Origin of the sequence: Microcoleus sp. D2_18a_D3 (assembly GCF_036702455.1) — a bacterium.
Classification (GTDB): domain Bacteria; phylum Cyanobacteriota; class Cyanobacteriia; order Cyanobacteriales; family Microcoleaceae; genus Microcoleus.
The window spans coordinates 16,663-31,422 of the sequence record NZ_JAUBTK010000063.1 but is presented as its reverse complement, the minus strand read 5'-3'; the positions used below and the strand labels follow the sequence as shown (position 1 = coordinate 31,422).

6 protein-coding genes are annotated in these 14,760 nt (G+C 49.1%); 4 read left to right on the top strand and 2 right to left on the bottom strand.

Annotated elements, in window-relative coordinates; all coding sequences use genetic code 11:
* The first annotated feature begins 28 nt into the window (after nucleotides 1–28).
* From QUB06_RS24455 to QUB06_RS24445, 3 genes are all read left to right on the top strand, one after another.
* The gene (locus tag QUB06_RS24455; RefSeq protein WP_333437483.1) at nucleotides 29–5,353 is read left to right on the top strand and encodes a response regulator; all 5,325 of its coding nucleotides are present in this window, start codon (nucleotides 29–31) and stop codon (nucleotides 5,351–5,353) included.
* 189 nt (nucleotides 5,354–5,542) lie between these two features.
* Nucleotides 5,543–6,118: a Uma2 family endonuclease gene (locus QUB06_RS24450; RefSeq protein WP_333437482.1), complete on the top strand. Its 576-nt coding sequence runs from the start codon at nucleotides 5,543–5,545 to the stop codon at nucleotides 6,116–6,118.
* A gap of 304 nt (nucleotides 6,119–6,422) precedes the next feature.
* Nucleotides 6,423–7,766, top strand: coding sequence for a Rid family detoxifying hydrolase (locus QUB06_RS24445; RefSeq protein WP_333437481.1), 1,344 nt, complete (start codon nucleotides 6,423–6,425; stop codon nucleotides 7,764–7,766).
* A 62-nt stretch (nucleotides 7,767–7,828) separates the two neighbouring features.
* Here QUB06_RS24445 and QUB06_RS24440 read toward each other — a convergent pair whose 3' ends face one another.
* Together QUB06_RS24440 and QUB06_RS24435 are read right to left on the bottom strand one after the other, a co-directional pair.
* The gene (locus tag QUB06_RS24440) at nucleotides 7,829–8,206 is read right to left on the bottom strand and encodes a hypothetical protein (RefSeq protein ID WP_333437480.1); all 378 of its coding nucleotides are present in this window, start codon (nucleotides 8,204–8,206) and stop codon (nucleotides 7,829–7,831) included.
* 366 nt (nucleotides 8,207–8,572) lie between these two features.
* A complete protein-coding gene (locus QUB06_RS24435; protein ID WP_333146959.1) occupies nucleotides 8,573–10,726 on the bottom strand; it encodes a polyribonucleotide nucleotidyltransferase in 2,154 nt (717 codons plus the stop codon).
* Between the two features lie 447 nt (nucleotides 10,727–11,173).
* Between QUB06_RS24435 and QUB06_RS24430 the strand changes: the two genes are divergently transcribed.
* Nucleotides 11,174–14,533 (top strand): DEAD/DEAH box helicase, encoded by a 3,360-nt coding sequence (locus tag QUB06_RS24430; protein ID WP_333437479.1) that lies wholly within the window; start codon nucleotides 11,174–11,176, stop codon nucleotides 14,531–14,533.
* The last annotated feature ends 227 nt before the right edge of the window (nucleotides 14,534–14,760 follow it).

Here is a 14,760-nt window from a genome sequence, read left to right as displayed (position 1 = left end):
AATAACGATTAAAATCAGGAATAAAACTATGCTACCGGAGCAACAACAGAGGATCATGGGCTACTTTATTGAGGAGGCAAAAGACCACCTCAATACGATCGAACAAGGCTTGCTGAATCTGCAAACCACGATCGAAGACCCAGAACTGGTCAACGAAGTATTTAGGGCCGCTCACTCTGTCAAAGGAGGAGCAGCAATGCTGGGGCTGACCAGCATTCAGCAAACAGCTCACAGACTAGAAGATAGTTTTAAAGTTTTAAAAGAGTGCAGCGTTAAAGTAGACCAACAGCTAGAGTCCCTTTTTCTGCGAATTTTTGACACATTGCAAGGGCTGTTAGAGCAACTGTCGGGGCCTTTTGGACTGACAGAAGAATTGGGAGAACAGATGGTTCGAGAATTAGAACCAGTATTTGAAGAGCTCAACGGGCATTTGGGGGGACTCGTTGGACACGGAGAATACCATGCAGACGAGAGCAGCGTTCTGGCCGTACCCGAACCAGTTATGGCGGGGGTGGGAGTCGGGGCGTTTGCCTCATCAAGGAGTTTTCCAGATTCGCGGTCAGTTTACGCACCTGATGCCAGAGCAACAGAAGACAGCGCGCTGCTGCTAGTATTTGAGTCGGACGTGCCGGCGAGGATGCGGGAACTCCTGCAAGAGTTCAAACAGCCCGAAGGGCCAGAAAGCAGGCGGCAACTCAAGAACATTTGTCGGAACTTGCTCAGGGCAGGGGAAGAATTTGAACTGCCCTACTGGATAGCATTGATCCAAGCTGTATCCAAGGCGATCGCCAACCCAGAAAATACCTACCGCACCTTAGCGCCAACGGTGATCAAAGACATCAAACAAGCGCAAGAACTGGTAATTTCTGGTCTAGAATCGTCGATCGCACCAAGCGAAAAACTTCTGTCGCTGCAGCCGGCTGTTCTGGTTCCAGAAACGGATTTTGAAGATTTGCTGGCCTTTGCTCAACCGAGTAAATCCGGGAAAAATGTGGTTTCTGTTGAGGATGAGGCCTGGGATCTGGTGGGATCGGGCGATGCCCAGGATGGATTGAACAAGTTGCTGCCGACTATTTCTGGGCTGAGTATAGACGAGCTGTTCGACCAACTCGACAGCAGCGACAGCAACGATGACAATGGCATTCCATCGTCCCAGTTCGACGAAGATTCCGTCTTCGCAGAATCGGATATAGAGACGGGTACTTTTAGAGGCTCGACCCGCACCGGCCCGGAAGTGGGCGCGGCAGAACTCAACACTTTAGCGGACTTGTTTGACGGCGAGTCCCCGGATCTCGACGGCGCTTGGGAAGAAGAAGAAGACCTCGACTATGCACAGTCTTCTGGGATATCGGCGGCCCGAATGCTGGGGTTAGACGAGGACAATTCCGGCGATTTTACTGATTTGTTGTTTGACGAATACGATGCGGCAAGTTCCGAAACGAACACGAAGCCTCCCATTGACGATTTGACGAGTTTGTTTGGGGAGGATTTGCTGTTTGGAGAGGAGGCAGAGGGCTCGGCAGTAGCTGCCGATCAGAAAAATGGTTCGAGCCAGCGGTTAACTCGCAAACAGCTTAAAACGGGTAACGGTAAGGGCCGTTTGGAGCGGCGAGACGACACGGTGGCCCCAGCCAGGGGACAAGCTGACGAAGATGCTCTCGGTACGCTTTTGGACGAAGTGGCTGCCCAAACTTCTGCAGGTGGTAAGGAGGACAATGCTGATTTCGAGAACTTGTTCGGCGATTTAGGCTTATCTGAGACAACAGGTGGGCCGGCAGTCTCTTCGGAGTATTCCCTGAAGTCTGAGGCTTTAGACGGAGAATCGAAGAAGCCTGCAGCAGGGGGGGGCAAGGATTCAGGGGATGCCGAAGCCCTTGCTCTGCCTGCAATGGATGATTTCGAGTTGCTCTCTGAGCTTGGCGAGGATTCGGATTTGAGCGAGCTGTTGGGGATTACTTCTAATTTCCTTTCTTCAGAAGACGAAGGTGGGGAGAACGGGGGCGATCGAGATCGAGCTGCAGGCATCCCACAAAATGAGGAAATGGGCAACGTTCTTAACATGACATCAAATTCTGATTTAGATATCTCTGCGGATGGAAACTGGCTAGAAGAGGCTTTCGGCATGGAAGACGAGTCTGTGCAATCGCTCAACCTGGATCTGGACGATACGGATTTGGATGCGCTGTTTGGGGATATGACCTCGGGCGCGATTTCTGAGGATGAAGAGACTGTGCGGGATGGGCAAGGAATGGCTACTTCCCGAGAAGCGGCCGATTTGGCTGAGCTTTTCGGTTCTGTACCTACGGGTACTGAGTATGACGGAGAAGCTTCGGGGCAAGGCCGTGGGCGTTGGCTCAATGATGGGAATTCACAATTGCTGAGTGCCGATGTGGGAGTTGATGAGGGCGACTTGGGGAGTTTGTTCGACAACCATAACAATGGTGCGGCTGTTTCCGACCAAGGCTGGGCAAATTCGGCAGAGGTTGAACTTGGGGCTTTATCAGACGATCGTCCTGAGTCGGAAATTTCAAATGTCGAATCTGATGAGGGCGCAGCTTTCGATTTCTTGGAGGATATGTTTGGGGAAGGCATGGTGCACCCAGGCGATGCTGGAACGGCGGCGCCAGATCAAGGCGCGGCGGTGGATGTGAAGGAGTTGTCTGCCCAACCTGCCGAGGGTTTGTTCGACGAGGAGGGTGCGGATTTGTTCGATCGAGCCGAAACAGATGGCGCCGGGGAATCTGAGGGCGAAGATGATTTGTTTGATGCCCTGGAAACGGATTTTTTGAGTGCGGATTTAGAGCCGCTGCCTGCAGAATCTCTCGATGGTATGTTGGAGGGCGATGCTGACTTGCTCTCCGCGATGGAAACCGGAGCTACTCTCAACAACGCAGAGTTGGAGGGTTTTGATGATTTGTTGGATTCGATCGATGCTGAGGTTCTGGTGACTTCGGAACTGACGACCGGCTTTTGGGACGCTGAGGACGACTCCGCCGAGGCCGATTCCTCGGAGTTGGAAGAGGGATCGCTGGCAGACTTTTTTGCCGAGGGCGAATCAGGCGATGAAGATGATACCGAAGGCAATTTTGACGATTTAGAAGCACTGTTGATTGCAGGGGGTGCTGGAGCTGTCATAGCAGCTTCTGGGAGTACAAATCAGAGTCCGGTAAATACAGAAGTTTTCTCGGATCTCGAAGAGCTCCTCAGCGAGAGCGCAACTATGCCGGAAATTCACGGGCTACCGGCGACAACTGCTAGTAAAGCTCCGCGCGCGCAGGCCGATGAGAGCGACGACGAATTCGGCGATTTGGAAAAACTGCTGGAAGATCCCAAGGACGGCGGCCGCCAAGGGGAAGGCAATATGGGGCAGTCAGCGATCAACAGACCCAGGCGCAATATGCGCGGGTACGGGCTCGGCGACCAGACGATGCGGGTGCCGGTCAAGCAACTCGACAACCTCAGCAATTTGATGGGGGAACTGGTTGTGAACCGCAACAGTTTGGAGCAAGACCAAGAACGGATGCGGCAGTTTTTGGACAATTTGCTGCACCAGGTGGCGCTGCTGAGCGATGTGAGCCAGCGGACTCAGGATTTCTACGAGCGGAGTCTTTTGGAGATTGCTTTGCTGGCAAATCGCCAGGGACACCGATCGGCCTGGCGCTCTGAGGATTCGGCCCACACCCGGGAAAGTGCCTGGAGACCAGAGGAAATGGACAGGTTTACTCCTTTCCACAGTTTGGCTCAAGAGATTATTGAGCTGATCGTGCGGGTGCGGGAGTCGGCTGCGGACATTGAGTTTTTGGTGGATGAGGCGGATCAGGTGACTCGCCAACTGCGGCAAGTTACGACTCAACTGCAAGAAGGTTTAACTCGCGCCCGGATGAAGCCGTTTGCGGAGACGACGGACAGGCTGTTCCGGGCGGTGCGGGAAATCGCGATTAAGTGCGGGAAGCAGGCTCAGTTGCAGGTTGAGGGTAAGGAGATTTTGATCGACAAGATGATTGTGGATCAGCTTTATGACCCGATGACTCATTTGGTGAACAATGCGATTACTCACGGGATCGAAGCGCCGGAAGTGCGTCTGGCGGCTGGGAAGCCTGCAGTCGGCAGGATTACGATTCGCGCTTTCCACCAAGGGAACCAAACCGTGGTTTCGGTTTCTGATGACGGGGCCGGAATTGACCCGCAAAAGGTGAAGGCGAAGGCGATTAAGCAGGGTATGCTGACGGCGGCTCAGGCTCAGAGGATGTCTCGCTCGGAAGTTTACGATTTGCTGTTTATGCCCGGTTTCAGCACTCAGGAACAGGCGACCGAGTACGCCGGCCGGGGGGTCGGTATGAATGTGGTGCAGACTTCCTTGCAGGAAATTCGGGGCACTGTGTCGATCGATTCCACCATCGGCAAGGGGACTGTGTTTACCATCCGTTTGCCTCTGGTGTTGAGTATTTCTAAGGCTCTGACTTGCATTAGCGATCGCGCTCGCATTGCTTTCCCGATGGATGGGGTCGAAGATATGATCGATGTGCCTCGCGATCAGGTGACGACGGGGGCGGACGGTTTGCCTTGCATTGAGTGGCGGGGCCAAAGCTTGCCGTTCCGGCCGCTGCGGGATCTGCTGGCTTACAGCCGCCATTTGGGTCGGGGCAGTGTTTACGGGTTCAATACTGACGATGACATGATTTCGGTGATCGTGCTGCGCTCTGCTGGCAATTTCTTGGCGGTGCAGGTGGATCAGGTTTCGACGGAACAGGAAATTGTGATCAAGCCGTTGGAAGGGCCGGTGCCGAAGCCGATCGGGATTGCTGGGGCCACCGTGCTTGGGGACGGTCGGATCGTGGCGATTGCGGATGTTCTGGAGCTGATCGATTTGGCTACGGGAAGGCTGCGGAAGGATACTGGCGGTACGCTTTGGGATGAGGGCGATCGGGCTGCTGCGGAGGCGGAAATCGAGAAGACTGAGCCGACTGTGCTGATTGTGGATGATTCGATTACCGTGCGATCGCTCTTGTCGATTACTTTCGAGAAGTCTGGCTATCGTGTGGAAGAAGCTCGCGACGGTAAGGAAGCTTGGGAAAAGATGAAATCTGGTCTGCCTTGCGATATCGTTTTCTGCGATATTGAGATGCCGAGAATGGACGGTTTGGAACTACTTTCTCGGATGCAGAAGGATGCTGTTTTGTGTGAATTGCCGATCGCGATGCTAACTTCTCGCGGTGCTGACAGACACCGCCAAATGGCTTACAGTTTGGGTGCGAAGGGCTATTTCACTAAGCCTTATTTGGAGGAGCAATTGCTTGATGCTGCTTCTCGGATGTTGAAGGGTGAGGTTGTTGGTGCTCCGGTTGGTGTGTAAGGTGTAAATCAGCGTTAATCAGCGTTTATCTGTCTTTATTTGCGGTTAAAAAAGAGGAACTTCTTAACCGAGATGCAGGCGGATGGACGCGGATTAACGCAGATGTTCGATCGCCCGTTTGGTTTTGGTGGTAGGCTGGGAATGTGGGGTGTCGCGGAGGGCGAGTAAAGTTGACAGGAGTAAACAGCTATGATACAGACTTTAGAGAAACCAAAAGACCAACGGCTAGTTCATTCTGGGATTTACTGGCAGCAGTTCAAGTTAATTCAGCAGGGTTTTTCTGACTCGCCAGGTATCAAGCTTTTCTATTACAATGGAGAGGTAGAAATTGTGGCTGTTTCGCCCGAACATGAGGCTATCAGCCGCATTATTAATATTTTACTGAGCCTCTACTTTGTGAGGAAAAGAATCGAATTTACCCCAACAGGAAGTTTTACTCAGGAAAGGGAGGGGGAAGCATCGGCACAGGGCGATGAATCGTATTTTATCGGTAGGGTGACAGGTACGGTTCCAGACTTATCTATTGAAGTAGTATTTACTAGCGGTAATGAGAGCAAATTAAGTCGATACCGGGCTTTGGGGGTTCCTGAAGTGTGGTTTTGGGAGGATGGAGTGTTTGCTTTGTATGCTTTGCGCGATCGCGGCTACGATCGCATTAGCCGCAGTGAATTACTGCCGGATTTGGATGTTGATTTGTTGGGGAGATGTTTGTTAATGAGTTCTACAGTGGAGGCTGTGTTGGAATTTGAACGGGGTATTTCTTAAAAGTAATGTGTAATTCATCTGCGTTTATCTGTCTTTCTCGGCGGTTAAAAAAGGGAATTTTTCGGACCGCAGATGAAAATGGATTGACGCGGATTCACGCAGATAATCTCTAATTTATCTGCGTTTATCTGTGTTTATCTGCCTGTATCTGCGGTTAAAAAAGGGAATTTCTCGGGCCGCCGATCAGAATTGATTGACGCGGATTAACGCAGATAATCTCTAATTCATCTGCGTTAATCTGTGTTCATCTGCCTCTATCTGCGGTTAAAAAAAGGGAATTTCTCGGACCGCAGATGAAAATGGATTGACGCGGATTCACGCAGATTTAGATCGCGCTTTCGGTTTTGGTGGTAGGCTGAGAAAGTGGGGTTTAGCGGAAGGGCGATCGAGGTTATTTATGGATGCTAAAGAACTTTTAGAAAAATACGCCGCAGGCGAACGAACCTTTACGAACGCACAGTTAAGCGGGATAGACCTTAAAGGTGCAGACTTGAGTGGAATAGACCTAGGCGGTGCAAATTTGACGGGAGCTGATTTGAATGAGGCAACTCTGAACAAAGCAAGCCTCTATGGCACAGACTTCAGTAGAGCATCCCTGTTAGGAACAAAATTAATCGGGGTGGCAGGTAATAGTGTCAACTTCAGTTTTGCAGACCTCAGCGGTGCTGACTTGAGTATGGCAAACGTCAGTGGGGCCAATTTGAGTAATACTAAGCTGGACAATGCAAACCTGAGTGATGCCCAATTAAGCTCTGTATCGTTAACTAAAGCCTCCTTGAAGAACGCCAATTTAAATAGAGCAAATCTGAGCAATTCCAATTTGACGAGGGCAAACTTGACAGGAGCAGAATTGATTCAAGTGAACTTAGCGGCTGCTAACCTCGAAGGTGTCAATTTTCAGAAATCTAAACTCCGAGCTGTCAAGCTGTCTGCATTGAACTTATCAGGGGTGAATCTGACTGAGGCGGATCTTAGTGCCGCCGACCTCACAGGGACTAATTTGAAAAAAGCCTGTCTGAAAAGGACAAATCTCGAAAAAGCTAGTCTTAAACAAGCAAGTTTGATGCTAGCAAGTTTGGAGGGAGCCAACCTTAAGAAAGCAGACTTGACTGATGCTCACACCTATGATTGGAATATCAAAAATGCAGATTTCACTGGTACAATAATGCCCGATGGAGAAATCTACCAATCAGAAATTTCAGAACCAGAAATCGACAACAAACAAACCCCTCAACAAGAATATCAAAAAGTGACATCTATGACGCGCAAAATTATTCGTACTGACAAAGCACCAGCACCCGTGGGCCCTTACAATCAAGCGATCGCCGCAACGGGCACTATGCTGTTTGTAGCCGGTCAAATTGCGATCGACATTAGACTAAACGATATTGTCTACACCGACGACGTGGCAAAACAAACCGAACAAGTTATGGCAAATCTCGAAGCCATTCTCACAGAAGCCGGCGCTACTTGGTTGGATATCGTAAAAACTACGGTTTTCCTCAAAGATATGAATGATTTTGCCGCTGTGAATGCGGTTTATGCGAAATATTTTGATGCGGAAACTGCACCGGCGCGCGCTTGTGTGGAGGTTTCGCGTTTGCCGAAAGATGTGTTAGTTGAAATTGACTGCATTGCTGTGATTTGATTTCATCTTCTTTTAGATGCCAGACTTTTTCAAGAAGTCGGGCATCTGGATATTCTGTTTTTTTAATGTTTTTGCAGTTGGGAAACTTGAATTTTCGGCAATTCTTTCCATTCGGGATCAATGGGGGAGTAGCAACAGTAGCACACCGCTAAACTGTCGTATTCAGCATTCGGAATTTCAGGCCTGTACTCCTCTACGCGCGAAACCTCCCAATCTCCCCAGCAAACGTGAGTGCTGGCAGCAGGGGATTTAGGATCTGCACTCTCCTTCAATTGGCTAAAGTTTCGCAGGCGATCGCCCGTTTTAGGCAGAGGTTTGTTTGAGTAGTCGTAGTGTTCTGCTAGGATACTCGTGAGAGCACCTGTATGGGAAAGCAATCTCTCCTCCCATCCAGGGGAAGAAAGCGATTCTGTTTTGAAAACTATCAACCGTTTCGGCATTGATTTATGCCTCCCTCTAAGCATACTTTATATTTTATTCACTCCGCGTAGGCGGACTTCGTTTCTGTAGTTGCGGTTTCAACCGCCGAATGATAAAAGAGGTAACTTTATATTTGATTGAGTCCGCTAGGAGTGAACTTCATTTATGTAGTTCCGGCTTTAACCGCCGAGGGTAAAGTGCGCGACTGTATTAACTTCTACAGCCGATCGCACTTTTGTCGATCTGTCGCTGTCGCGCACCTACTCTCAAATCAATCTGAAACAATCAGATTTAATCTCAATTAGCAATTAGCAATTACTAATCACCAGTTACCAATTAGCAATTAGCAATTACTCTATAAGTAATTACCAATTACCAACTGTAAACTATTTATTCAGCGCTTCGCGGGCGGCTACCGCTTCGTCGGGATGAATATTCAAGCGGGTCAAATTAATTCGACCTTTATTGTCAATTTCTCGCACTTTGACAATCACTTCATCGTTCACAGCTAACTCGTCTTCCACTTTGCCAACGCGGTAGTCCGCTAACTGCGAAATGTGAATCATTCCTTCTTTTCCGGGCAAAATTTCCACAAAAGCGCCGATCGGAATAATTCGAGTTACGCGGCCGACATACACATCTCCTGCATTTAACTTGCGCGTCATGCCTTGGACAATGTTGTAAGCCCGCTGCGCTTTTTCGCTGTCGTTGCCGGCAATTGTTACGGTTCCGTCGTCTTCGATGTCAATTTTGACACCGGTTTCTTCGGTGATGGCTTTGATCGTTTTGCCACCGGGTCCAATTACCAAACCGATAAATTCTGGATCGATTTTCAGGGTTAGCAAACGCGGTGCAAACGGCGACATTTCCTTGCGGGGAGTGTCGATGGTTGCCAGCATTCTTTCTAAAATGTGCAGTCTGGCTGGTTTGGCTTGGCGGATGGCATTGGCAATTACATCTAAGGGCAAACCTTTGATTTTCATGTCCATCTGCAAAGCAGTAATGCCGGTGTCGGTACCAGCTACTTTGAAGTCCATGTCGCCTAAAAAGTCTTCAATTGCCTGAATGTCAGTCAAAATTCGGACTTCATCGCCTTCTTTAATTAAGCCCATTGCCGCGCCGCTGACGGGTTGGGAAAGGGGAACGCCTGCATCCATTAATGCTAGCGTTGAGGCGCAAACTGAACCCATTGAGGTGGAACCGTCGGAAGAAAGGACTTCTGAAACTACGCGAATCACGTAGGGGAAATCTTCTTTGGATGGCAAAACCGGCAGTAAAGCGCGTTCTGCGAGGGCTCCGTGACCGATTTCTCGGCGTCCGGGCGATCGCATCGGCTTGGTTTCTGCTACCGAAAACGGCGGGAAATTGTAGTGGTGGAGGTAGCGTTTGTCTTGCTGCGGGTGCAAGTCGTCCCCTAAGTCTTGGGCGTCGCCTGGGGTTCCCAGGGTAGCTGCGGACAAGACTTGAGTCAACCCGCGATTAAACAACCCAGTGCCGTGTACTCGCGACGGCAGCACGCCTACGCGACAAGAAACGGGTCGCACCTCGTCTAGCTTGCGGCCGTCTACACGGACGCCATCTTCGAGGATCTGCTTCCGCATCATTTTTTTGGTAACGTCTTTGAAAACGTTGCCGATCGCCTTGGTGTTGGCGGTGGCGGCTAGTTTTACCGGATCGTCTTCCGGGAGTTCGGCGATCGCAGATTCGACTTCATTTGCCTTAACTTCGTCCAAAGCTGCATTCCGTATTGTTTTGTCTTTTTCAAATCTTGACAAAATGATGCGGATGGGTTCTTGGGCGCGATCGCGAATAAAGTTTTCCAGGGCGGAGTCTAGGGAGGGCCGTTCTTCTACCACCAAATCGATGCCCAATTCGGCCATAATTTCGCGCTGGGCTTGAATCAAGTCACAGGCTGCTTCATAGCCGAAGTCGATCGCCTCGATGATATCCTGTTCCGGCAATTGGTTAGCGCCGGCTTCCACCATGATTACTCCATCAGGAGAACCAGCTACCACGAGATCCAACTCGCCTTCTTTGATTTCGCTGTAGGTGGGGTTGATGATGAAATCGTCCCCTACCAAACCGACTCGTACCGCCGCCATCGGCCCGTAAAACGGCATTTTTGCCAGCAGTATCGCTACGGAAGCCCCCGTCACCGCCAAAACGTCCGGTGGCACTTGTTCGTCCATCGACACCGTTGTGGCTACAACTTGGATATCATCTCGCAGCCAGCTTGGAAATAGCGGACGCAGCGGTCGATCGATCAAACGGCCAGTCAAAGTTACTTTTTCTGGGGGACGCCCTTCCCTTCGCAAAAATCCACCGGGAATTTTACCGCCAGCGTAGAGTCTCTCTTCGTAATCCACCAACAGGGGCAGGAAATCAATTCCTTCTCTCCCCTGCGATCGAGTCGCTGTCACTAAAACGGCCGTGTCACCTGACTGAATCAAAACTGCACCGCCTGCTTGAGGCGCTAGTAAACCAATCTTCAGTCTAATATCCCGTCCATCGAAGGATATTGACTTGTCTATCTCTACCATGTAGCACTGCTTCCTTATCTACCACATTCTTTCTCTGTCGGGATCGTAACATTACCACAGGATGTTTGAGAGTCCGACGCCAAAAGACAGGGATAATCGCCTCGCGATCGACTGTCTGCGTCAGGCTTATAAGCATTTATACTCTCGAATTATTTTTGGCAGTCTGGGGTCGATTCTCCGGTCGATCGTCCGCTAAACGCCTTCCATAGATGGTACGATCAATTTTCGTTTGGGAATTGGGACGTTGAAGGAAGAAGGAAGAGGGATTTAGTTATCTAGGACAGGGAATAAGCCGTAAGGTGTGCGATAAGTACCTAAATATACAGGTTCTACCTAATTCCTATCTGGCTCAAAATTTCCTCGGTTTGTTTTAAATAAAATTTTCATAAATTCCATATAAATGCTGTAGTTAACATCGCACTTAAATACAAATATCAGGGTAAAAAAATGGCAATTTTACACGGCAGTTGGCTCCTAGAGAATGAAAAAAGTTGCTTATTTATTTGGGGAGAAACTTGGCGGAAACTTGGGGCAATTGAAACCCTAGAATCGGGGAGGAATTTACCGCATCCCTTAGCAATGACCGAAGCGGAATTTAAGAATTTCCTAAATTCCTTGCAACAGTCGGGAAAACTGGATTGGCAATTACCGGAAACCGCAGAAACTCCACCGGAAAAAAGCAAAAAAACTAGGCGATCGCCCAAAACTACCAAGGAAGAAATCAGCGCACCCAACTCCTCAATTCAAAAGGAAATTCGGGCGATCGCACTTCCCACCCAAATCTCAGAAGCGAACGCAACTCTGATGCCGCAGCACTCAGCCGCAGCACTTGATGAACCAGCCCAAACCGAGGAAATTTACCTTTATCCCTGGCAAGTCGAGGGTTTGTGTCTCAACCCTCAAGCAGCTTTTGTTTTCTTGCAATCACTACCGCTTAACAGCACGGAACCAGACTCTTTTGTCGGCTCAGATTTGCGTTTTTGGTCTCATATTGCTAGGTGGAGTTTGGATTTGTTGGCAAGATGCAAATTTTTGCCTGGATTGGAGAAACAGTCCGACGGTTCTGCTATTGCCAAATGGCAACCGTTGTTAGATAGTTCTACAGATACACTCCGCCTTGCCACTTTTGTCAAGCAAATGCCGACGGCTTGCAGAACATATCAATCGAAGGAAGGCACGACACGGATTTTGACACGGATACACGGATTAATGATCGATGAAGGTGAGTCCGAGGTTGAAGTCAGAGGGAAGAAGGAAGAAGGAAGAGGGGAAAAGGAAGAAGAATCCAGTCAATTGCCTTTAGCGGTGGATTTGCCGAGGGGGGCTGAGGAATTGGTGTTAGGCTTTTTGAGCAGTATTGTAGATAGTCAAGTGCGATCGGCTGGTAGCTCTACTTTAGACATCAAAGCAGTTTCTCCTGTGCGCGACTGGCTGCAAGCTTTGCAGCAGGAATCTGGGATTGTTCAAGTAGAATCAGCAGCCTTGGAAAACTTGGCAAGCAAGCTGAGTGCTTGGACTGCACCGCTGCAAAATCAATTATCTCAACAAAGTCAATTTCGCACTTGCTTTCAACTCATACCGCCGTCTCCTGGTAAAGCCAACTGGAGTTTAAATTATTGCTTGCAAGCAGCAGATGAAGCGGAATTTTTGGTAGATGCGACAACTGTTTGGAACAACTCAGTTGAGCGTTTGGCTTATGCGGGGCGCACAATAGAATTGCCTCAAGAAACTTTGCTCAGCGGCTTGGGTTTAGCCTCGAAACTTTATCCATTAATTGAACCGAGTTTGCAAGCACAGCGGCCTCAATCTTGCCAATTAAATCCGCTGCAAGCTTACGAGTTTATTAAGTCTGTAGCTTGGCGGTTTGCTGATAGCGGGTTGGGCGTAGTTTTGCCGCCGAGTTTGACAAAGACGGATGGTTGGGCGAGTCGTTTGGGTTTGAGCATTCAAGCGGAAACTCCGAAAGTGACTCCGGCGAAAGGCGGGTTGGGATTGCAAAGTCTGCTAAATTTTAAGTGGGAATTGACGATCGGCGGACAGCGCCTTTCTAAGGCAGAATTTGACAGATTGATTGCGTTGAATTCGCCTTTGGTGGAAATTAACGGCGAGTGGGTGGAGTTGCGCGCGCCGGATGTGAAAGCGGCTCAAACTTTTTTTGCTAGTCGCAAAGAGCAAATGACTCTTTCTTTGGAGGATGCTTTGCGTTTGGCGTCGGGCGATTCTCAGATGATCGAGAAATTGCCTGTGGTGAATTTTGAGGCCACGGGTCAACTTCAGGAGTTGTTGAATACTTTGAGCGATAATCAAGCGGTAAGTGCGATCGCAACTCCGGCTAGTTTCCGAGGACAATTGCGGCCTTATCAAGCGCTAGGAGCAGGCTGGTTAGCATTCTTAGAACGCTGGGGTTTGGGCGCTTGTCTCGCGGACGATATGGGATTGGGAAAGTCGATCGAGTTAATTACTTTCCTCCTGCACTTACAAGAACAAAATGCCCTAGAGGCGCCGACATTACTGGTTTGTCCAACATCATTATTAGGTAATTGGGAGCGGGAAGTCAAGAAATTTGGCCCGACGCTAAAAGTGTTAGTTCACCACGGAGACAAACGCGGTAAAGGCAAAGCATTTGCGACGGCAATTAAGGGAAAAGATTTAATCATTACCAGTTACGCGCTGGTATTTCGAGATGCGAAGGAATTTCAAGGCATTAAATGGCAAGGATTGGTTTTGGATGAAGCGCAAAATATTAAAAATTCCGAGGCGAAGCAGTCGCAAGCGGTGCGACAAATCGAGGCATCTTTTAGAATTGCGCTGACAGGAACTCCGGTGGAAAATAGACTGCAAGAATTGTGGTCAATTTTGGAGTTTCTGAATCCTGGCTATTTGGGACCGCGCAATTTCTTTCAGCGCCGATTTGCAATTCCGATCGAAAAATACGGAGATCGAGAATCATTGCAGACTTTGCGATCGCTCGTTCGGCCTTTCATCCTCCGCCGCCTGAAAACTGACAAAGAAATCATCCAAGATTTGCCCGAAAAACAGGAGATGACTGTATTTTGTGGGCTGGCAAATCAACAGGCGATATTATATCAGAAAATAGTCGAAGAGTCAATAGCTGAATTAGAATCAGCCGAAGGCATTCAGCGCCGGGGAATGATTTTGGCTTTGCTGGTAAAACTCAAGCAACTTTGCAATCATCCGGCTCTTGTGAAAGCAGAAGCTAAGCCGAAAGAATTGGAGATTAAGAGTCAGGAATCGGGGAAATTGCAGCGGTTGGTGGAAATGTTAGAAGAGGTGCTCGCTGAGGGCGATCGGGCTTTAATTTTTACTCAATTTGCTGAATGGGGAAAACTCCTGAAACCGCATCTAGAAAAGCATTTAGGGCGAGAAGTTTTGTTCTTGTACGGAGGAATTCGGCAACAGCAGCGGGAAGAAATGATCGATCGCTTCCAGCACGACCCCCAAGGCCCGCCGATTATGATTTTATCTTTAAAAGCTGGCGGTACAGGTTTGAACTTAACCAGAGCAACCCACGTTTTCCACTATGACAGATGGTGGAATCCCGCAGTAGAAAATCAGGCAACTGACCGCGTATTTCGCATCGGTCAAACTCGCAATGTGCAAGTCCACAAATTTGTCTGCACTGGTACGTTAGAGGAGAAAATACACGATATGATTGAAAGCAAAAAAGCTCTAGCCGAACAAGTTGTCAGCGCCGGCGAAAACTGGCTCACCGAGCTAGATACAGACCAACTTCGGAATTTACTAATCCTCGATCGCAATGCTATCATAGAAACGGAAGAAGAATAATATGATTAATTACCAATTCCCAACAGCACGACACGGATGTCACGGATACACGGATAGCTGTTTTTTCCTTTCTGACTCCCGCATCCAGGATACAAGCCCCCGGATGAATCCGGGGAGAAATAAAAAACCTGTATCCGATGAAACTTGCCCCCCGAATTTATCCGTAGGGTCAATGCTTCAGTCTAAAATCTAAAATCTAAAATCTCAAATCGATTGACTCCAGCATC